At 67.3% G+C, this 19,524-nt stretch carries 19 protein-coding genes, 1 tRNA gene and 1 pseudogene; 12 read left to right on the top strand and 9 right to left on the bottom strand.

What is annotated here, in order from left to right:
- Positions 1–106: 106 nt before the first annotated feature.
- Positions 107–1,819, top strand: coding sequence for a bifunctional 3'-5' exonuclease/DNA polymerase (locus BJ972_RS02880; RefSeq protein ID WP_241830816.1), 1,713 nt, complete (start codon positions 107–109; stop codon positions 1,817–1,819).
- 1 nt (position 1,820) lies between these two features.
- On the opposite strand, the gene BJ972_RS02885 is transcribed toward BJ972_RS02880, so the two are convergent.
- The gene (locus BJ972_RS02885; RefSeq protein ID WP_164989937.1) at positions 1,821–2,372 is read right to left on the bottom strand and encodes a PadR family transcriptional regulator; all 552 of its coding nucleotides are present in this window, start codon (positions 2,370–2,372) and stop codon (positions 1,821–1,823) included.
- 196 nt (positions 2,373–2,568) lie between these two features.
- On the opposite strand from BJ972_RS02885, the gene BJ972_RS02890 reads away from it, so the two are divergent.
- Positions 2,569–3,090: a DUF3145 domain-containing protein gene (locus BJ972_RS02890; protein WP_129175255.1), complete on the top strand. Its 522-nt coding sequence runs from the start codon at positions 2,569–2,571 to the stop codon at positions 3,088–3,090.
- 137 nt (positions 3,091–3,227) lie between these two features.
- Here BJ972_RS02890 and BJ972_RS02895 read toward each other — a convergent pair whose 3' ends face one another.
- From BJ972_RS02895 to aceE, 6 genes are all read right to left on the bottom strand, one after another.
- Positions 3,228–4,463 carry a beta-ketoacyl-[acyl-carrier-protein] synthase family protein gene (locus tag BJ972_RS02895; RefSeq protein WP_129175257.1) on the bottom strand — a complete coding sequence of 412 codons (1,236 nt, stop codon included), beginning with the start codon at positions 4,461–4,463 and terminating at the stop codon, positions 3,228–3,230.
- Positions 4,464–4,547: 84 nt separating this feature from the next.
- Positions 4,548–4,796, bottom strand: coding sequence for an acyl carrier protein (locus BJ972_RS02900; protein ID WP_055818711.1), 249 nt, complete (start codon positions 4,794–4,796; stop codon positions 4,548–4,550).
- An 89-nt stretch (positions 4,797–4,885) separates the two neighbouring features.
- Positions 4,886–5,890 (bottom strand): beta-ketoacyl-ACP synthase III, encoded by a 1,005-nt coding sequence (locus BJ972_RS02905; protein WP_129175259.1) that lies wholly within the window; start codon positions 5,888–5,890, stop codon positions 4,886–4,888.
- A 29-nt stretch (positions 5,891–5,919) separates the two neighbouring features.
- Entirely contained in the window at positions 5,920–6,840 is a 921-nt protein-coding gene (locus BJ972_RS02910) for an ACP S-malonyltransferase (RefSeq protein ID WP_129175261.1), read from the bottom strand.
- A gap of 90 nt (positions 6,841–6,930) precedes the next feature.
- Positions 6,931–8,145: a PucR family transcriptional regulator gene (locus tag BJ972_RS02915; RefSeq protein ID WP_129175263.1), complete on the bottom strand. Its 1,215-nt coding sequence runs from the start codon at positions 8,143–8,145 to the stop codon at positions 6,931–6,933.
- A gap of 6 nt (positions 8,146–8,151) precedes the next feature.
- Positions 8,152–10,878, bottom strand: a complete 2,727-nt coding sequence (gene aceE / locus BJ972_RS02920; RefSeq protein ID WP_129175265.1) for a pyruvate dehydrogenase (acetyl-transferring), homodimeric type — start codon at positions 10,876–10,878, stop codon at positions 8,152–8,154.
- Between the two features lie 122 nt (positions 10,879–11,000).
- On the opposite strand from aceE, the gene BJ972_RS02925 reads away from it, so the two are divergent.
- A complete protein-coding gene (locus BJ972_RS02925; RefSeq protein ID WP_129175267.1) occupies positions 11,001–11,465 on the top strand; it encodes a peroxiredoxin in 465 nt (154 codons plus the stop codon).
- 6 nt (positions 11,466–11,471) lie between these two features.
- Here the strand turns inward: BJ972_RS02925 and BJ972_RS02930 are convergent, their stop codons facing one another.
- Positions 11,472–12,164 carry a hypothetical protein gene (locus tag BJ972_RS02930; protein ID WP_129175269.1) on the bottom strand — a complete coding sequence of 231 codons (693 nt, stop codon included), beginning with the start codon at positions 12,162–12,164 and terminating at the stop codon, positions 11,472–11,474.
- A 47-nt stretch (positions 12,165–12,211) separates the two neighbouring features.
- Here BJ972_RS02930 and BJ972_RS02935 point away from each other — a divergent pair.
- From BJ972_RS02935 to BJ972_RS02940, 3 genes and pseudogenes are all read left to right on the top strand, one after another.
- Positions 12,212–12,284 (top strand) — tRNA-Val (locus tag BJ972_RS02935).
- 242 nt (positions 12,285–12,526) lie between these two features.
- Positions 12,527–12,628, top strand: a pseudogene (locus BJ972_RS17630) (DUF2510 domain-containing protein); the annotation flags it as partial.
- A gap of 69 nt (positions 12,629–12,697) precedes the next feature.
- On the top strand, positions 12,698–13,171 hold the full coding sequence (locus tag BJ972_RS02940; protein WP_241830823.1) for a DUF2510 domain-containing protein: 474 nt from the start codon (positions 12,698–12,700) through the stop codon (positions 13,169–13,171).
- A gap of 67 nt (positions 13,172–13,238) precedes the next feature.
- Here BJ972_RS02940 and BJ972_RS02945 read toward each other — a convergent pair whose 3' ends face one another.
- Positions 13,239–14,264, bottom strand: coding sequence for a LacI family DNA-binding transcriptional regulator (locus BJ972_RS02945; protein ID WP_164989938.1), 1,026 nt, complete (start codon positions 14,262–14,264; stop codon positions 13,239–13,241).
- A gap of 160 nt (positions 14,265–14,424) precedes the next feature.
- Here BJ972_RS02945 and BJ972_RS02950 point away from each other — a divergent pair, with 160 nt between their 5' ends.
- The 6 genes from BJ972_RS02950 to BJ972_RS02975 all read left to right on the top strand — a co-directional run bounded on the left by BJ972_RS02950 (position 14,425) and on the right by BJ972_RS02975 (position 19,500).
- Complete coding sequence (locus tag BJ972_RS02950; RefSeq protein ID WP_206736515.1) at positions 14,425–15,405, top strand: nucleoside hydrolase; 981 nt, start codon at positions 14,425–14,427, stop codon at positions 15,403–15,405.
- A 35-nt stretch (positions 15,406–15,440) separates the two neighbouring features.
- Complete coding sequence (locus BJ972_RS02955) at positions 15,441–16,076, top strand: ECF transporter S component (protein ID WP_129175275.1); 636 nt, start codon at positions 15,441–15,443, stop codon at positions 16,074–16,076.
- 71 nt (positions 16,077–16,147) lie between these two features.
- Complete coding sequence (locus tag BJ972_RS02960) at positions 16,148–16,897, top strand: energy-coupling factor transporter transmembrane component T family protein (protein WP_129175277.1); 750 nt, start codon at positions 16,148–16,150, stop codon at positions 16,895–16,897.
- On the top strand, positions 16,885–17,757 hold the full coding sequence (locus BJ972_RS02965; RefSeq protein WP_129175279.1) for an energy-coupling factor ABC transporter ATP-binding protein: 873 nt from the start codon (positions 16,885–16,887) through the stop codon (positions 17,755–17,757). Before BJ972_RS02960 ends, BJ972_RS02965 begins: the two co-directional genes overlap by 13 nt.
- On the top strand, positions 17,754–18,578 hold the full coding sequence (locus tag BJ972_RS02970) for an energy-coupling factor ABC transporter ATP-binding protein (RefSeq protein ID WP_129175281.1): 825 nt from the start codon (positions 17,754–17,756) through the stop codon (positions 18,576–18,578). Before BJ972_RS02965 ends, BJ972_RS02970 begins: the two co-directional genes overlap by 4 nt.
- Positions 18,579–18,588: 10 nt before the next feature.
- Positions 18,589–19,500 carry a ribokinase gene (locus BJ972_RS02975; RefSeq protein WP_164989939.1) on the top strand — a complete coding sequence of 304 codons (912 nt, stop codon included), beginning with the start codon at positions 18,589–18,591 and terminating at the stop codon, positions 19,498–19,500.
- The last annotated feature ends 24 nt before the right edge of the window (positions 19,501–19,524 follow it).

Below are 19,524 nucleotides of genomic sequence, written 5' to 3' on the forward strand. Positions count from 1 at the left end.
AGATCCTCTCGTCGCGGCGACCCCGCGCGGGTACAGAAATCAGCATGGCGACATCCTGCAATCCACCACCGACATTCGTGTCGGAGGTGGGCGGGAGAATGGACGAGTGCAGATCGTCGTCGGACGCCTCGGACGGGAGCGCATCGCCCTTCACACCTTCGACGACGGCGGCTCTCTCGTCGCGACCTCCGAGGTCGCCGACGACGGCTTCGCCGCCCATGCTGCGCGGGCCGAGGCCGACCGACCCCGCTGGGTCTGGAACGACACCGCGCACTGGTACCCCGTGCTGCTCGCCGCGGGCGTGCGCGTCGAACGCTGTCATGACCTCCGGCTCTCCCATGCGATCCTCCGCGACTCGGCGCTCACCCTGCCCACCGATCGACCTCGCGACGCGTGGGACGCGCCCATCGTCGCCGAGCTGACGCCCCATCGTCAGGGCGAGGCGCTCTTCGACCTCGACATCCCTCTCGACTCCCCGACGTCGACGGATGACGCGCGCGAGACGCTCGCGGAGTTCGAACGTCAACGCGAGCGACTCGCGTCGAGCGCCGACCCCGGGCGTCTGCGGCTGCTCCTCGCCGCCGAATCCGCCGGTGCGCTGATCGCCGCCGAGATCCACGCAGCAGGCCTGCCGTGGAGCGCGACGGTGCACGATCGGGTGCTGAGCGATCTGCTCGGCGATCGCCCCGCACCCGGGCGCAAACCGGCGAAGATGGAGCAGATCGCCGATGTCGTGCGCGAGGCTCTCGGCGACGAGACGGTCAACCTCGACTCCCAGCAGAAGCTCCTCCGCGCGCTCGGCCGTGCGGGCATCCCCGTCTCGACGACGAATCGCTGGGAGCTCGCCGAACACGACCACGCCGCGATCGCTCCACTCATCGCCTACAAGAAACTCTCGCGCCTGCTGAGCGCCAACGGGTGGACGTGGCTCGACGAGTGGATCCACGACTCGAGGTTTCGGCCCGACTACGTGCCGGGCGGCGTCGTCACGGGTCGGTGGGCGACGAACGGGGGCGGTGCGCTGCAGTTGCCGAAGCAGATCCGCGCGGCCGTCGTCGCCGACCCCGGCTGGAAGCTCGTCGTGGCCGACGCCGCCCAGCTCGAACCCCGGGTTCTCGCGGGCATGGCGAGCGATCTGGCCATGGCCGAGGCCGCGCGCGGCACCGATCTCTACGCCGGAATCGTCGACAGCGGCGCCGTCGAGACGCGCGAGCAGGCGAAGTTCGCGATGCTCGGGGCGATGTACGGTGCGACGACGGGTGAGAGCGGGCGGCTCGCGCCCCGTCTCGGCCGGGTGTATCCGCGAGCGATGGGCCTCGTCGACGATGCGGCACGCACCGGTGAACGCGGGGGAGTCGTCTCGACCCTCCTCGGCCGCAGTTCACCTCGGCCGTCACCCGACTGGCGCGAGGTGCAGTCGCGGGCGACCGAGCCCGACGCGACCCCGGCCGAGGAACGTCGAGCGCGGCAGTCGGCGCGCAACTGGGGCCGCTTCACGCGCAACTTCGTCGTACAGGGAACGGCGGCCGAGTGGGCGCTCTGCTGGATGGCCGAGCTCCGGCGTCGCCTCGCCGCCCTCGACCCGGTGGATGACGCGGAGTCGAGCTCCCTCGCCGGACCGGTCTTCCGCGCGCAGCCCCATCTCGTCTACTTCCTGCACGACGAGATCATCGTGCATGCTCCCGCGCGGCACGCCGATGCCGTCGCCGATGCCGTCGTCGAAGCGGCCCGCTCGGCGGGGCGCCTCCTCTTCGGCACCTTCCCGGTCGACTTCCCGCTCGATCTCGCGATCGTCGACAGTTACGTCGAGACGGCCTGAGTCATGCGGCGGGGCGCCGCCCTCGACGCGGCCGCTCATTCGAACGTTCGACGACGAATCGCTCACGCTCCTCGGCGTGGCGCGCTGCGTCAGCGAGCCACTCGAGCATGCGTTCCGTGCGTGCCGCATCCGCGCGGGCCGCGAGGGCGGCGAGCGGTGAGGCCGCGGGGCGTCGGTCGCGCGGGCGCGCCGCCCAGCGCGAGGTCTCGGCGGCGATGACAGCCGGGGCGTCGACCTCGGCGAGCGACAGTGCCACGAGCACGCGCTCGACCGTCTCGTCGCTCGCATCGGCCCCCGCGGCATCCGTGCCCGCGAACCACCGCTCGACGGCGGCGCGCCCCGACGGCGTGAGCCGGTGGAGCGGGAGCCCGTCGTCGGTGCTTCCCGCGGGCTCGATGAGCTTCTGCCGGGTCAGCCGGTCGAGCGTCGCGTACGTCTGGCCGACGTTCACCTCGCGCCGCTCGCCCACACGCTGCGTGATCTCGCGGTGGAGCTGGAAGCCATACGCCGGCCCCGGAAGGAGCGCGGCGAGCAGCGAATCGCGGACGCTCACGGATTCTCCTGACGCTCGACTAAAGGTATACCGAGCATAGTGTTCGCGCCTGTCGGGAGCCGCGCGCGACACGGCGAATCGCAGCCTTGTCATTCCCCAGGAAGATGAGGCATAATCGGCGTCACAGTTGAACATTCGCCAGTTTCACGTTCTGAGGTCGTAGGGGAAGACGCACCTCGAAGGAACGGAGAACACCATGGCGGACGCATCCACCCGTCGCGCGCACACCGCGAGGGGTGTCATCTACGTCCACTCGTCACCTGCGGCAATGTGCCCGCACGTCGAGTGGGCCGTCGGAAGCGCCCTCGGCGAGGGCGTCAACTTCGACTGGTCGGCGCAGCCCGTGCTGCGCGGCGCCCAGCGCGCGGAGTACTTCTGGGAAGGCCCGCAGGGCACGGGCGCGAAGATCGCGTCGGCTCTGCACGGCTGGGAGCACGTGCGCTTCGAGGTGACCGAGGACCCGACGCCGGGTAGCGACGGCATGCGCTGGATGCACACGCCCGAACTCGGAATCCACGTCGCTCAGACCGACACCGCCGGCAACTCCGTCATCTCGGAGGACCGTGTGCGTTACGCCATGGAGGTCGCCGGGGCCGACGCCGTCGAACTGCACCGTGAGCTCCGACTCGCGCTCGGTCAGGAGTGGGACGACGAACTCGAACCGTTCCGCCACGCGAGCGATTTCGCACCCGTCGTCTGGCTGCACAAAGTGGGATAGAGACTTCGATCGCTCGGCTTGGCGCGAGAAGCGAGTGTCGGACGGCTTCCTGGCACCGCGTAAGCGAAATCCGAGGATCGAGAAGAAGAGAACCCCGGCCGGAGAGATCCGAGCCGGGGTTCTTCTTACTCCACGAATCAGATGGCGCGGAACGCGGCGACGGCGTTGTGACCGCCGAAGCCGAAGGAGTTGCTGATCGCGAGCAGCTCACCGTCGCCGAGGGCCCGCGGCGACGTGACGACGTCGAGCGGGATCTCGGGGTCCTGCTCGGTGAGGTTGATCGTCGGCGGAGCGATGCGCTCGTGAAGAGCGAGCACCGTGAAGAGCGCTTCGATGGCCCCGGCTCCGCCGAGGAGGTGACCGGTCGAGGCCTTCGTCGCGGTGACGGCGATGTCATCGAGGCCCGCGCCGAACACGCGCCGCAGCGCGTTGTACTCGGCGATGTCGCCGACGGGCGTCGACGTCGCGTGCGCGTTGATGTGCTTGACGTCGGCGAGGGTCGCGCCCGCGCCTTCGATAGCGGCGATCATCGCGCGCGCCGCAGCCGAGCCCTCGGGGTCGGGAGCGGTGATGTGGTACGCGTCGCTCGTGACGGCACCGCCGAGGACCTCGGCGTAGATACGAGCGCCGCGCGCCTTCGCGTGCTCCTCGGTCTCGAGGACGAGCGCCGCAGCGCCCTCTCCGAGCACGAAGCCGTCGCGCGTGACGTCGTAGGGGCGTGAGGCCGTCGTCGGGTCGTCGTTCCGACGCGAGAGCGCCTGCATCGCGGCGAATGAGGCGATGGGCAGCGGGTGGATCGCGGCTTCCGAACCACCGGCGATGACGACATCCGCAAAGCCCTGCTGCAGGTGGTCGTACGCGTTGACGATCGCTTCGGTGCTCGAGGCGCACGCGGAGACGACCGTACGGATGCCGGCACGGGCGTGCAGGTCCATTCCGATCGCCGCTCCCGGCCCGTTCGGCATGAGCATCGGAACCGTCATGGGCAGCACGCGGCGGGGGCCGCGCTCGCGCAAGGTGTCCCACGCGTCGAGCAGCGTCCAGACGCCGCCGATGCCGGTCGACCAGTCGACGGCGAGACGCTCGGGGGCGACCTCGGGGGCGCCGGCGTCGGCCCAGGCCTCACGGCCGGCGATGAGGGCGAACTGGCTCGACGGGTCGAGTCGCTTGACTTCGTGGCGCGCGAGCACGTCAGCCGAGGGAACCTTGGCCTGTGCCGCGAACGTCACGGGGATCTCGTACTTCGACACCCATTCGGCGTCGATGGTGCATGCACCCGACTCGCCGGCGAGGAGGGCCTTCCAGCTGTCGCGGGCGGTTCCGCCGAGAGGCGAGGTCGCACCGATACCTGTGACAACGATCTTCTTGGTCATTCGAGGAACTCCGAGCAGAGAACGGGAAGAGGGACACGGTTGTCGTCGGGGCGGGCCGATGGCCCGTCCCGACGACAGGTCGCGCTAGTCCTGGGCCTTGACGATGAAGCTGACGGCGTCGCCGACGGTCTTGAGGTTCTTGACCTCTTCGTCGGGGATCTTGACGTCGAACTTCTCTTCGGCGTTGACGACGATCGTCATCATCGAGATGGAATCGATGTCGAGATCGTCGGTGAACGACTTGTCCAGCTCAACCGTGTCGGTCGCGATGCCGGTCTCGTCGTTGATGAGCTCGGCCAGGCCGGCGAGGACTTCTTCGGTGGACAATGCCATTGTTTTTCTCCTTGGGGTGTCTCGGATGACCGAGATCAGTTTAGGGGGATGGGGGTCGGACGCGTCGCGACGGGCCGCGACGACGTGGTTCAGGGAAGGACGACGACCTGTGCGCCGAACACGAGCCCCGCGCCGAATCCGATCTGCAGGGCGAGTCCGCCCGACAGTTCGGGGTGCTCGTCGAGCAGCCGGTGCGTGGCGAGAGGGATGGACGCCGCCGAGGTGTTGCCCGTCGTCGCGATGTCGCGCGCGATGACGACCGACTCGGGGAGCTTGAGCTGCTTCGCGAACTCGTCGATAATCCGCATGTTCGCCTGGTGGGGGATGAAGGCGGCGAGGTCGGCCGAGGTGACGCCCGCGGCGTCGAGAGCCTGCTTCGCGACCTTCGCCATGTCCCACACGGCCCAGCGGAAGACCGTCTGGCCCTCCTGGCGGAGCGTCGGCCACTCGGCGGCACCGTCGCGGAACTCGGTGAGCGTGTTGTTCATGCCCACAGCGTCGGCCTTCGAGCCGTCGGAACCCCAGATGGTTCGTGAGATACCGGGGAAGTCGCTCGGGCCGATCACAGCCGCTCCCGCACCATCGCCCAGGAGGAACGAGATCGAGCGGTCGGTCGGGTCGACGATGTCGGAGAGCTTCTCGGCGCCGATCACGAGGGCGTAGTGCGCGACACCCGTGCGGATGAGCGCGTCGGCCTGAGCGACCGCGTACGCGTAGCCCGCGCACGCCGCGTTGGCGTCGTAGGCCGCGGCCGGGTTCGCACCGACGCGATCGGCGACGACGGCGGCCATCGACGGAGTCTGCTGCACGTTCGAGATCGTCGCGATGATGACGAGGTCGATGAGTTCGGGCGAGACGCCCGACTTCGCGATCGCCTCACGGGCGGCCTCGGTCGCGAGGTCGACGGCGGCGACGTCGGAGCTCGCACGCGTGCGGGTCACGATGCCGGTGCGCTGCTGGATCCACTCGTCCGACGAGTTGATCGGACCGACGAGGTCGTCGTTCGGCACGGCACGGTCGCCACGAGCGGCGCCGAGCGCGTAGATGCGCGTGTAGGCGGGTCCGTGCGACTGCTGAAGGGTGGGAGGCGTCATGTGCGGCTTTCTCGTTGCGTCGTTCCCGCTCAGGCGGCGGAGTCGATGAGTTCGTACGCGGCGGTGAGGTCGTCGGGCGTCTTGACCGCGACCGACGGGATTCCCTTGAGCCCGCGCTTCGCGAGGCCCACGAGAGCGCCGGCCGGGACGACCTCGATGATGCCCGTGACGCCCGCATCGGCGAACGACTGCATGCAGAGGTCCCAGCGCACGGGCGACGACACCTGGCCGACGATGAGGTCGAGGAAGCGGCGACCCGAGTCGACGACGGTGCCGTCGTTGTTCGTCCACAGACGAAGCGTCGGGTCGGCGGGGCTGAGGGACGCGGCGACCTCGCTGAGGCGTGCGACGGCCGGCTCCATGAAGCGGGTGTGGAACGCGCCCGCGACCTGCAGGGGGATGACGCGTGCGCGTGCCGGGGGGTTCTCGGCGAGAGCGGCGAGAGCGGGGAGTTCACCCGCGACGACGATCTGACCGCCGCCGTTGACGTTCGCCGGGTAGAGACCGAGCTCGTCGAGACGTGCGAGGAGTTCGGCTTCATCGGCACCGATGACGGCGCTCATGCCGGTCTGCACCTGGCTGGCGGCATCCGCCATCGCTCGACCGCGCTCGGTGACGAGCGCGAGGGCGTCGTCGGCGCTCAGGATTCCCGCGCCGGCCGCTGCGGTGATCTCGCCCACGGAGTGACCGGCGATTCCGCCGACCTTCTCGCGTCGGCCATCGGCGAGGAGGGCTTCGAGGCTCAGGATGCCGGCGGCGACGATGAGCGGCTGCGCGACCGCGGTGTCTCGGATCGTGTCGGCGTCGCTCTCGGTGCCGTGCGTGAGGAGGTCGACACCCGAAGCGGCCGACAGCGCGCCGAGGCGATCGGCGAAACCGTCGTGCTCGAGCCACGGCGAGAGGAATCCAGGAGTCTGCGAGCCCTGACCCGGGCAGACGATGACAATCATCCCTCTAGTCTGCCGTTCGACCGAGCCATCGGAGTGTAGACATGCCACAAGCTCTCGTCGAAAGCGTTGTCGAGAGTGACGGGCGTGGCATCACGAGCGGCGCTTGCCCGGTTCGTGATCGCTCATCGAGCCGATGATGAGCGCGCACTGCAGGATGAGCGCTTCGCGCGCACCGGTCGCATCCCAGCCGATGACGTCGGAGACGCGCTTCAAGCGATACCGCACGGTGTTCGGGTGCACGAAGAGCTCGCGCGCGGTCGCCTCGAGCGAGCGGCCGTTGTCGAGGTAGCACCAGAGCGTCGTCAGCAACTCGGTCGAGTGGGCCTGCAGGGGCCGGTAGATGCGGTTGACGAGGGTCGCCTTCGCGAGGGAGTCGCCCGCGAGGGCGCGTTCGGGAAGGAGGTCGTCGGCGAGCACGGGCCGCGGCGCATGTCGCCACGACTTCGCCACGGCGAACCCGGCGAGGGCTGCCCGTGCGCTCTTCGACGCGTCGACGAGGTTCGGCACCTCGTGCCCGAGCACGAGGTGGCCCGGTCCGAAGTGCGGCTCGAGGGCGACCGCGATCTCCTGGAACCCGAGCGCCGGAGCGGTACCGATCGTCTCGCTGCCGTTCTCGGCCTCGGCGGGCTCGCGCGGTTCGGCGCGACCGATGACGAGGACGAGCCGATTGCCCTGGATGCCGATGAGCACGTCGGCCTGCATGTGGCGCGCCGCACGGCGCACTTGATCGACGTCGACGTGAGGCTGCGTCGTTCCGACGAGGACGGCGACCTCTCCGTGGCCGTGCCAACCGAGGGCAGCGATGCGGCTCGGGAGCTCGTCGTCGTACTCGCCCGACAGGATCGAGTCGACGACGAGAGCCTCGAGACGGGCATCCCACAGCCCACGCGCCTCGGCGGCGCGTGCGTAGACGTCGGCCGCGGCGAAGGCGATCTCGCGCGAGTAGAGCAGGATCGCCTCGCGGAGCGACTCGCTGCCGTCCTTCACGCGGTCTTCGACGACCTCGACCGTCACCCGGATGAGCTGCAGCGTCTGCTGCAGACTCACCGATCGCAGCAGCTCACGAGGAGCCGCACCGAAAACGTCGGCGGCGATCCAGGGCGTCGATCGAGGGTCGTCGAACCACGAGATGAAGGACGTGATGCCCGCCTGGGCGACGAGACCCACGGCGGAGCGACGGCCCGGGGGCATGTCGCCGTACCACGGCAGGGTGTCCTCGAGGCGCTTCAGAGTCGCCGTGGAGAGTTCACCCGAGATCGTCCGCAACCATGCGAGCGTCTCGTCCTTCGTTCGGGGCTTGGCCACTCGGTTTTAGCTCTCGCCCCCGGCCGAGCCGGTCGTGCCGGCGTTCACGTCGTGCAGTCGGTACTTCGCGATGGCCTGCGCGGGGATGCTTCGATCGATCTCGCCGCGCTGGGCGAGGAGTTCGAGCGTGCGCACGACGACCGAGGGGCCGTCGATCGTGAAGTAACGACGCGCGGCGGGGCGCGTGTCGCTGAAGCCGAAGTCATCCGCACCGAGGGTCGCGAACTCACCGGGCACGAAGGCGCGGATCTGGTCGGGAACGGCGTGCATGAAGTCGGACACGGCGACGAACGGTCCGGCTGCGCCGGCGAGCTTCGTCGTGAGGTACGGAACGCGCACGGCGCCGTCGGGGTCGAGGAAGTTGTGCTTCTCGGCGGCGAGGCCGTCGCGACGGAGCTCCGACCACGAGGTGACCGACCACACGTCGGCCGAGACGCCCCAGTCGTTCGCGAGCAGTTCCTGAGCCTCGATGATCCACGGCACCGCCACGCCGGAGGCGAGCAGCTGAGCCTTGGGGCCCGCCGTGCTCGACTCGGAGATGCGGTGGATGCCGCGGACGATGCCCTCGACGTCGACCGATTCCGGCTCGGCCGGCTGAACGAGCGGCTCGTTGTAGACCGTCAAGTAGTACATGACGTTCGGGTCGGGGTGCGATCCGCCGTACATGCGCTCGAGACCCGACCGCATGATGTGGCCGATCTCGTAGCCGTAGGCGGGGTCGTATGACACGACCGCGGGGTTCGTCGACGCGAGGAGCGGCGAGTGGCCGTCGGCGTGCTGCAGGCCTTCGCCCGTGAGCGTCGTGCGGCCGGCGGTCGCGCCGATGATGAAGCCGCGAGCCATCTGGTCGCCGGCTGCCCACATCGCGTCACCCGTGCGCTGGAACCCGAACATCGAGTAGAAGACGTAGATCGGGATGAGGGGCTCGCCCTGCGTCGAGTACGACGTTCCGACGGCGGTGAAGGCGGCGAGTGCACCGGCCTCGTTGATGCCGACGTGGATGATCTGGCCCTGCGGGCTCTCCTTGTAGGCGAGGAGAAGTTCGCGGTCGACCGAGGTGTACTTCTGGCCGTTCGGGTTGTAGATCTTCGCGTTCGGGAAGAACGCGTCCATGCCGAACGTGCGCGCCTCGTCGGGGATGATCGGGACGATGCGGTTGCCGAAGTCCTTCGACCGCATGAGGTCCTTCAGCAGTCGGACGAACGCCATGGTCGTGGCGATCTCCTGCGTTCCGGAGCCCTTCTTCGCGATCGCGTACGCCGAGTCGTCCGGCAGCGTGAACTCGGTGTGCTTCGTGCGACGCTCGGGCACGTAGCCGCCGAGCGCGCGACGCCGCTCGTGCAGGTACTGGATCGCCTCGTCCTGCTCGCCCGGGTGGTAGTACGGCGGCAGGTAGGGGTTCTCTTCGAGCTGCGCGTCCGAGATGGGGATGTGCATGGCGTCACGGAACGTCTTCAGGTTCTCGAGCGTCATCTTCTTCATCTGGTGGGTCGCGTTGCGGCCCTCGAAGCTCGGTCCGAGACCGTAGCCCTTGATCGTCTTCACGAGGATGACGGTCGGCTGGCCCTTGTGCTCGCTCGCGGCCTTGAAGGCGGCATAGACCTTGCGGTAGTCGTGGCCACCGCGCTTGAGGCCCCAGATCTGCTCGTCGGTGTAGTCCTTGACGAGTTCGAGGGCGCGCGGGTCGCGGCCGAAGAAGTTCTCGCGCACGAAGGCGCCGTCTTCGGTCTTGTACGTCTGGTAGTCGCCGTCGGGCGTGACGTTCATGAGGTTGCGGAGCGCGCCGTCGTTGTCGCGGGCGAGGAGGTCGTCCCACTCGCGGCCCCAGATGACCTTGATGACGTTCCAGCCGGCACCGCGGAAGAAGCTCTCGAGCTCCTGGATGATCTTGCCGTTTCCGCGCACCGGGCCGTCGAGACGCTGCAGGTTGCAGTTGATCACGAAGTTGAGGTTGTCGAGGCCGTCGTTGGCAGCGACCTGCAGCTGACCGCGGCTCTCGACTTCGTCCATCTCACCGTCGCCGAGGAACGCCCAGACCTGCTGGTCGCTCGCGTCCTTGATGCCGCGGTTGGTGAGGTACTTGTTGGCCTGGGCCTGGTAGATCGCGTTGATCGGGCCGAGACCCATCGACACGGTCGGGAACTGCCAGAACTGCGGCATGAGGCGCGGGTGCGGGTACGACGAGAGGCCGTAGGGGGCGTGCGACTTCTCTTGACGGAATCCGTCGAGCTGGTCGGTGCCGAGGCGGCCCTCGAGGAAGGCGCGGGCGTACATGCCGGGGGAGGCGTGGCCCTGGAAGAAGATCTGGTCTCCGCCGCCGGCGTGGTCCTGGCCGCGGAAGAAGTGGTTGTAGCCGACCTCGTAGAGCGACGCGGCTCCGGCGTAGGTCGAGATGTGGCCGCCGACCGAGATGCCGGGGCGCTGAGCGCGGTGCACCATGATCGCGGCGTTCCAGCGGAGCCACGCACGGTAGCGGCGCTCGATCTCCTCGTCGCCGGGGAACTCGGGCTCGTTCTCGGGAGCGATGGTGTTCAAGTAGTCGGTGGTGGGAACCATCGGCACGCCGAGGTGCAGTTCCTTCGACCGCTTGAGGAGGCTCAGCATGATCTCGCGGCCACGCTGGTGGCCATGAGCGGCCACGAGCGCGTCGAGTGATTCAGACCACTCGGCCGTTTCTTCGGGATCGGAGTCCAAGGCTTCCACCGAGTACGGGTCCTGGTCGTTGACAGTCACGGTCGACCTTTCTCTCGCGCGCAGTTGGCGCATTCAGGGAGACGTTCGCATCGGCGGCCGGGTCACGGCTCGTCGAGCACCCCCGCCATCTTAGTGAGTCTAGGCGGGTAGGCTCGGCGACCATGGCACTTGAGAACGACACACTGGCCCCCGACTTCGAACTCATCGATCAGTTCGGTCAGACCGTGCATCTGTCCGACTTCCGCGGAGTCAAGCCGGTCACGCTCGTGTTCTTCCCCCTCGCGTTCTCGGGAACATGCCAGGGCGAGCTCTGCGAACTCCGTGACAACATCGGAATCTTCGCCGACGCGAACGTCGAACTCATCGGCATCTCGGTCGACTCGAAGTACACGCTGCGCGCGTGGGGCGAGGAGCAGGGTTACACCTTCCCGCTGCTCGCCGATTTCTGGCCGCACGGCCAGGTCGCCAAGGAATACGGCGTCTTCCTCGAGGAGAAGGGCTTCGCGAACCGCGCCACCTTCGTGATCGACCGCGACGGCGTCATCCGATCGAGCTTCATCACGGCACCCGGCCAGCCGCGTTCGCTCGAGGCGTACCGCGACGCGGTCGCCGAGCTCGTCGGCTGACTCCGCTCAGCCGATCTGCGCGACCGCGCGGGCGATGACGAGCGCGAGCAGGATGAACCCCGCGAACGACTCGAGGCCCATGAGGAGCTTCGCGCGGTGCGTGAGCGGCATCGTGTCGGTCGGGCTGAACGCCATCGAGTTGCTCAGCGAGAAGTACAGGTAGTCGACGAACGACGGCACCCAGTCGCTCGTGCGTGACGACCCGCGGGCGACCTCGACGACGGCGTCGTGGTCTTCGTCCTGCGGGAACCGGAAGTCGGCGTGCGCGAGGTCTTCGCGCGGTACGTGGACGCGAGCGACAGGGCCGCCGCGATCGATCACCCAGTAGAGCAGCGCGAACGCGATGACGTTGGTCGTCCACACCTGGAGGGATGCCACGAGGAGCGCCGTCCCGTCTCCGGCGCGCTCGACGAGTTGGAAGACGAGGAGCACGAGCGTGATCTGGTTCGCCGCGACGAGCACGAGCGCCGTGACGATCTCGAGGTTCCGCGACCAGCGCGTCTGCCGCACGAGCCGGTGGGGGTTCAGCACGATGAGCGGGATCAGCAGCGCGACCACGACGACGGCGACGATGTAGCGCTGGACCTCGAGGAGCGAGCTCGGAAGGAACAGGTGCAGTGCGAGTGCGATGAGCACGGCGATGACGACGGGCCAGCGGTGCTCGGCTGGCGCCGTTCGAGAGCGTTGGTCGTCGGCCATGAGCGGAGTCTACGCTCCGCTATGATGGCGGAAGTCGTCTTTCAGACGGGCCTTTAGCTCAGTTGGTAGAGCGCCACGTTTACACCGTGGATGTCATCGGTTCGAGCCCGGTAGGGCCCACAGTCTCCTCTCTCAGCGCTATCTGTGCACATCGCGCGCAGCGCACTCATGCGACGCCGACGTCGAGTTGAATTATGGGGTTCGCGCGGGCCCCAAGTGCGTTTGTGATCGACATGTCCGAGATGGTCGACGTGCACTTCAAAAGTGCGGCATCGTTCACGGTTCGATCGAGTCAGTTGCTCACTGCTACATTCGCCTCAGTTCTGCTATCAGCGTTCGCTTGCCGTGATTAAGGGCTTGTAATGACTGACGATGCGCCTCAACCACCGGCCGGTTGGTACCCAACTCCGGATGGTTCCCAGCGATACTGGAATGGCGAGAGTTGGCTGAGTCTTCCTGAGCCATCCCGCTCTCCTCTGCCTACTGAGCCTGCAGAAGCGACGCCAACTCATCGGTCGTCCCGACGAACGTCTGTGCTCGTCGCAAGCGTGCTCGTCGCGGTTCTATTGGTGGTAGGCGGTGGCGCACTCGTTTGGAAGCTGGTCACGGATCAGCAAGCCGCGGTCGCTGCGCAGGAGGCGGCTGACCGCGCTGCGGTGAAGGAAGAGGCTGCACAACGAGCAGCGGACGCGAAGGCAGCGGCAGCCAAAGAGGCTGAAGCGAGCGAGCGGAAGCTTCGCGCTGACAGCGTCCCAGGAATCGAGGATTCCATCCGCGCGATGGCTGAGAAACACATCGCTGACGGGCTCATCGACGGCCCAGTGCTTTCAATCGACTGCAGTCCTGTGAACGGCGGATCGACGGATGACCTGACCGAACAGACCACAGTATTTGAGTGCTTCGTTGCAAACGTAGACAACGGCGACGGCACGCTGAGTGGCTACAGTTACAACTCGACAATGAACTGGGACACCGGTAGCTATACGTATGGCATCGGAGCGCCGTAGAGTACGCGAATATTCAGGGATTAGCGCTGAGGCAAATCTGTAGCTCATCGACAGCATGACATCGTCCTCAGCCACCGCTCGCCGAGATCGGGTGCTCCGGGCACCCGCAACTGCCGCCGAGCACGAGTTCACCGCCGATCGTGAGGTGGCTGTGCGCGTCGCCCTCGTCGCCCGTCATGGCGAGCAAAAGGCCGACCGCGGTCTCCGCGATCTTCTCGATGGGCTGACGGTACGACGTGAGCGACGGCGACATGAACGACGCTGCGACGGTGCCGTCGATCGAGGCGATCGCGAGGTCGTCGGGGACGCGGATCCCGCGTTCGGCGCACGCCCGGATCGCACCGACGGCCTGAACGTCGGAGGAGACGAAGAGGGCTGCGGGCGGCGTGCCCTCGCGTTCGAGGAGCGTTCGCGTCGCCTCGTAACCGCCAATCTCGGTGAAGTCGGCTCGCGCGAGATAGCGGTCGTCGCCGGCCCCGGTCGACGTCGCCTCGCGCCATCCGTCGACGCGCTCGTCGGCCGAGCTCGTGCCGATGCGCCCGCCGACGCACGCGACGATCGAGTGTCCGTGTTCGAGGAGGTGCTGCACGACACTGTGCGCGGCGGCTCGGTTGTCGATCGTGACCGACGAGAGGTCGAGCCCGTGGTGGATGCGGTCGAGGATGATCGCGGGCACCGTGCTGCGGGAGAGCAGACCGAGCGTGTTCTCGGAGTTGGACGATATTGCCATGATGCCGTCGACCTGGCGGGCGGCGAACGACTCGATGTAGCGCATCTCGCGCTCTTCCTCGTCGTTGGTGATGCCCACGGCGAGCGAATTGCCCGTCGCGTAGAGCTGTTCCTCGATCGCTGTCGCGAGTTCACCGAAGAAGCCGTTGACCGCGCTCGGCACGAGGAGCGCGACGGTCTGCGTCGACGAGCCGCGGAGCGCTTGAGCGATGGTGTTGGGGGTGTAGCCCAACTCGTCGATCGCCTGCTCGATGCGGGCGCGAGCTGCGGCGGACACGGGCCGCGGCCCGCCATTGGTGACATAGCTGACGAGGGCGGGGGAGACTCCCGCCCGCCGGGCGACATCTGCACGAGAAACGACCATGTGCTTCCACTTTCGTTGGGGTGCATCCGGGTCGACTCGCGAGCGAGTCACCGTCGACGAGCCCATCGTATCAACACGTGTTGCATCAAGCGCAATACGTGTTGTATCGTCATCAACACGTGTTGAGTCACGTTCCGTTCGCACACACAAAGGAGTTGTTGTGGCAGTCCCGTCTACCGTCAGTGATCGATCCGACGTCGTGAGGATGGTGCTCGATTGCGACCCGGGCCACGACGACGCCGTCGCCCTCTTCATGGCTCTCGCCTCCCCGGCGGTCTCGGTCGAACTCGTCACGACGTGCGCGGGCAACCAGCGGCCCGAGAAGACGTTCGCGAACGCGCGCCGACTCCTCGCCCTGGCCGGTCGTGAGGACATCCCCGTCGTGCAGGGCTCACCGCGCCCGCTCCGCCGCGAGCTGATCATCGCCGACTACGTGCACGGCGAATCGGGGATCGACGGGGCCGAGCTTCCCGAAGCGACCGTCGAGCCCGACGGCCGACGCGCGGTCGAGGCGATCGCACAGCTCGTCGAGTCGTCCGACGAACCGATCACCCTCGTGGCCACCGGCCCGCTCACGAACATCGCGATCTTCCTGCTCGCGTACCCCGATCTCCGCGACCGGATCGCGCAGATCTCGATCATGGGCGGGGCGTGCTTCGGCGGCAACTACTCGGCGGCGGCCGAGTTCAACATCTACGTCGACCCCGAGGCCGCCGACATCGTCTTCAACGCGGGCGTGCCGATCGCGATGTTCGGACTCGACGTCACGCACAAGGCGCAGATCTTCACGCCCGAGATCGAAGCGATCCGAGCCCTCGGAACACGAACCGGCGAGGTCTTCGCCGGCCTCCTCGAGTTCTACGACCGCTCGACGACCCGGCCGTTCCTCGCCCCGGACGATCACGTCGAAGGCCTTCACATGCACGACCCGTGCGCCGTGGCCTACCTGATCGACCCCTCACTCTTCACCATGGTCGCGACCCGCGTCGACATCGTCACGAGCGATGGCCCGACTCTCGGAGCGACGGTCGTCGACTACAACGCGTCGAGCGGCCGTGAACCCAATGCCCTGGTCGGCTTCGACATCGATCGAGACCGATTCGCGCACCTGCTCCACACCTCCCTGGCGTCCTTCGCCTGAACCCGCATCACTCTTTCAACGAAGAAAGGTCACTCGTGTCCACTCAGCAAGGCTTCTTCAAGCGCGATTTCAGCCTGATCGCCCTCCTCCTCATCCCGGTCGCGATCGCGATCAACATCGTGGGCTTCCAGCTCTGCCAGCTGCTGCGCCTGCCGATCTTCCTCGACTCGATCGGGACGATCCTCGTGGGCGCGATCGCCGGTCCGTGGGTCGGAGCCGTCACCGGTCTCCTCACCAATTGCATCAACGGCATCTTCAACCCCGTCTACTTCCCGTACGCGCTGACGTCCATCATGGTCGGCATCGTCGCGGGCCTCCTCGCGAAGCGCGGCATGTTCACGAAGCTCTGGACGGTCATCATCGCGGGCCTCATCCTGACGTTCGTCGCGACGATCTGCTCGGGCCTCATCACCGCCATCGTCTTCGGCGGCGCGACCGGGAGCACCGGGTCGATCATCACGGCGACCCTGCTCGCCGCCGGCAACAACATCTTCACGAGCGTCTTCTCGGTGCAGTTCTTCCAGGAGATCGCCGACAAGCTCATCTCCGTGCTCGTCGTCTACATCGTCATCAAGGGCCTGCCGACGCGGTACCTCAGCAAGGTCAAGTACGGCCACCTCTACACGACGCGTGCCAAGCGGTCACGGGTCCGCGAGACATCCGGCAGCTAGGCGATTCGGTGCGGCCCGCGCCTCGGCCGGGTCGCACCGACCCCCTCACCCACCCACGACATCGAGTGGACATGCAGAAATCAATCACGGGCCTCTACCCGGGCACCAAGTTCATCGGGGCACTCTTCCTCGGCATCACGGCCTTCATCGTGCCGACCTACTGGTACAGCATCGGCGCCTTCCTCGCGTGCATCGTGCTCGCGTTCCTCGCCGGCATCGGACCGAAGTTCCTTCGCACGGTGCGGAACACCCTGCTCGTGCTGGCGATCTTCATGTTCGGCATCCGCACCCTGTTCGGCGGGGGAGAGACGGTGCTCTGGAAGTGGGGCAACCTGAGCGTCACGGTCGAGAGCCTGAACAACGCGACGACGATCGTCACGGCCATCCTCGCCCTCGGAGCAGCACTCCTGCTCTTCTTCCTCATCACTCCTGTGAAGGACATCACGGCCGCGCTCGAGAACGCCGGAATGGCGCCGTCCGCGACCTACGTCGTCCTCTCGGCGATCCAGATGATCCCCGAGATGCGGAAGCAATCGGCGACCATCATGGATGCGCAGAAGACTCGCGGCGTCGAGACGGAGGGAAAGCTGCTCACGCGCATGAAGGCGTTCGTCCCGACACTCGGACCGCTCGTGCTCTCATCGATCGCGAGCACGGAGGAGCGGGTCATCACGCTCGAGTCCCGTGCGTTCACGGCCCCCGTCACAAAGACGCGCCTCTACGTCGTCACGAAGGAACGCCGCGACGTCGTCATCCAGGTCGTCCTCATCGCACTCTTCGTGCTCATCGTCATCGGAAGGATCGCCCTGTGGCTGCTGTAGAACTCGACCACGTGTCGTTCACGTACTCGACCGCCGATGCCCCGACCATCAGAGACCTCTCGTTCTCGGTCGAGGAGGGCGAGCTGTGCGCCCTCGTCGGCGCGAACGGCTCGGGCAAGACGACGGTCTGCAACATCGTGCGTGGTTTCATCCCGCGGTTCCACACCGGTGAGCTCACCGGTTCGGTGCGCATCGACGGCCAGGACATCGCCGAGACGAACCTCGGACTCCTCGGCCTGCAGATCGGTTTCGTCTTCCAGAACCCGTTCGTGCAGATCAGCGGGTCGAAGGACACCGTCTACGAAGAGGTGGCGTTCGGGCTCGAGAACCTCGGGGTGGATGTCGCGACGATCCGCTCTCGCGTGGAGGAGACGCTCGATCTCATCAACATCCAGCACCTCCGCGACAAGAATCCCGTCGACCTGTCGGGCGGGCAGAAGCAACGAGTCGCGTTCGCCTCGACGCTCGCGATGGACCCGCCGATCTTCGTCATTGACGAGCCCACATCGCAGCTCGACCCTCAGGGCACGAACGAGATCTTCGAGATCATCAGTCTGCTGAAGGAGCGGCGGAAGTCGATCATCCTCGTCGAGCACAAGATGGAGCTCATCGCCGAGTACGCCGACTCGGTCGTCGTGCTTCACGACGGCGCACTCGCGATGCACGGAGCGAGCGCCGAGGTCTTCTCGTCGCCCGAGCTGCCGCAGTACGGCGTCGCGTATCCCGAGTTCGCTCGTGCGGCGCTCGCCCTCCGCGACGCCGGCGTGCCGCTCGATCACATCCCCGTGACGAAGAGCGATGCCGTGCGCACTCTCGAGGCGGCTCGAACACTCACCCGATCGATGGAGGCCGGCCGATGAGCATCATCACCCTCGAGGACGTGACGTTCTCGTACCCCAACGGATTCACCGCGGTCGAGAACCTCTCGCTCTCGTTCGCCGCGGGAGAGTCGGTCGCTCTCGTCGGTCAGAACGGCGCGGGCAAGACGTCGACGGCGAAGCTCATGAACGGGCTCCTGCGGCCCTCGTCGGGGCGCGTGCTCGTGAAGGACGTCGACACGGCGTCGAGCACGACGGCGCAGGTCTCGCGATCGGTCGGTTACGTCTTCCAGAACCCCGACGATCAGATCTTCCACAACGACGTGTACGGCGAGATCGAGTTCGGTCCGAAGACCCTGGGGATGACGGGGAGCGAGCTCGAAGAGACGGTGTACGCCGCGGCCGAGATCGCCGGGATCGCGGGGGACCTCGACGAGAACCCCTACAACCTCCCGTTCTCGACGCGGAAGTTCGTCGCCATCGCGTCGACGATCGCGATGAACTGCGACGCGTTCATCCTCGACGAGCCGACGGCCGGTCAGGATCTCGCGGGCATGAAGACGATCGCGCGGATCATGCAGTCGCTGCAGGCCCGAGGCAAGACCGTCATCACCATCACGCACGACATGCAGTTCGTCGTCGACAACTTCGAGCGCGTCGTCGTCATGGCGAACAAGCGCGTGATCGCCGACGCCTCGGCCCGCGACGTATTCTGGAACGACGCCGTGCTCGAGGAGGCGATGCTCACGCAGCCGCACCTCAGCGATCTGGCGAGAAGCCTCGGGCTTCCGGGAAGCGTGCTCGACCTCGACGAGTTCACGAGCGCGTATCTCGACACCGATCGGGAGGGGACGTATGCCTAGGGCTGTCGTCGTGGCCAGCATCAATGTCGACATCACCGTGACGGTGGCGCGCATACCGGCGGTCGGTGAGACGATCCTCGGCACGTCGGTGCAGGAGTCCCGCGGCGGCAAGGGCGCCAACCAGGCCGTCGCGCTCGCTCGCCTCGGCACCTCGGTCGCCGTCATCGGCTCGGTCGGTGAGGGCGCGGCCGGCGACGACTACCGCAACGATCTCGCGAGCGAGGGCATCGACGTCTCGCACGTCTCGAGTGCTCACGGCGTCGCGACGGGCACGGCACTCATCACGGTGGCCGACGACGGCGACAACAACATCGTGGTCGTTCCCGCCGCCAACGCCGAGTTGTCGGTCGCCCGCATCGAGGCGGCGACACACCTCTTCCCCTCGGCCGACGTCGTCGTCGCGCAGTTCGAGGTTCCGCTCGAGAGCACAGCGGCTGCATTCCGCCGTGCGCGCGAGGAAGGCGCCGTGACGGTGCTGAACCCCGCGCCCGCTCACGAGGACGGCGCGAGCCTCCTCGACCTCACCGACGTGCTCGTGCCGAACGAGCTCGAGTTCGAGCAGCTCACGGGCGTCGCGCCGACCGACGACGATGCACTGCGGGAGGCCTGCGCGCCGCTCTTCTCCCGCGGAGTCGCGTGGGTCGTCGTGACGCTCGGCGGCGATGGCGTCGCTCTCGTGGGGCCGGACACCCTGCGTCGCATTCCCGCGAAACGCGTCGTCGCGGTCGACACGACCGCGGCCGGTGATTCCTTCATCGCCGGTCTCAGCTCGGTCATCGCGGCCGAGAAGGATGCCGGTGGCGATGCTCTCAGCGAGACGACGCTTCGTCGGGCGTGCGAGTACGCGACCACTGTCGCATCGATCACGGTGCAGGGTGCCGGCGCCCAGCCGTCGCTGCCGTTCGCGAAGGACATCGCCTGACGGCACGCGTCGCCCGTCGGAGAG

The organism is Agromyces atrinae (assembly GCF_013407835.1).
Taxonomy (GTDB): domain Bacteria; phylum Actinomycetota; class Actinomycetes; order Actinomycetales; family Microbacteriaceae; genus Agromyces; species Agromyces atrinae.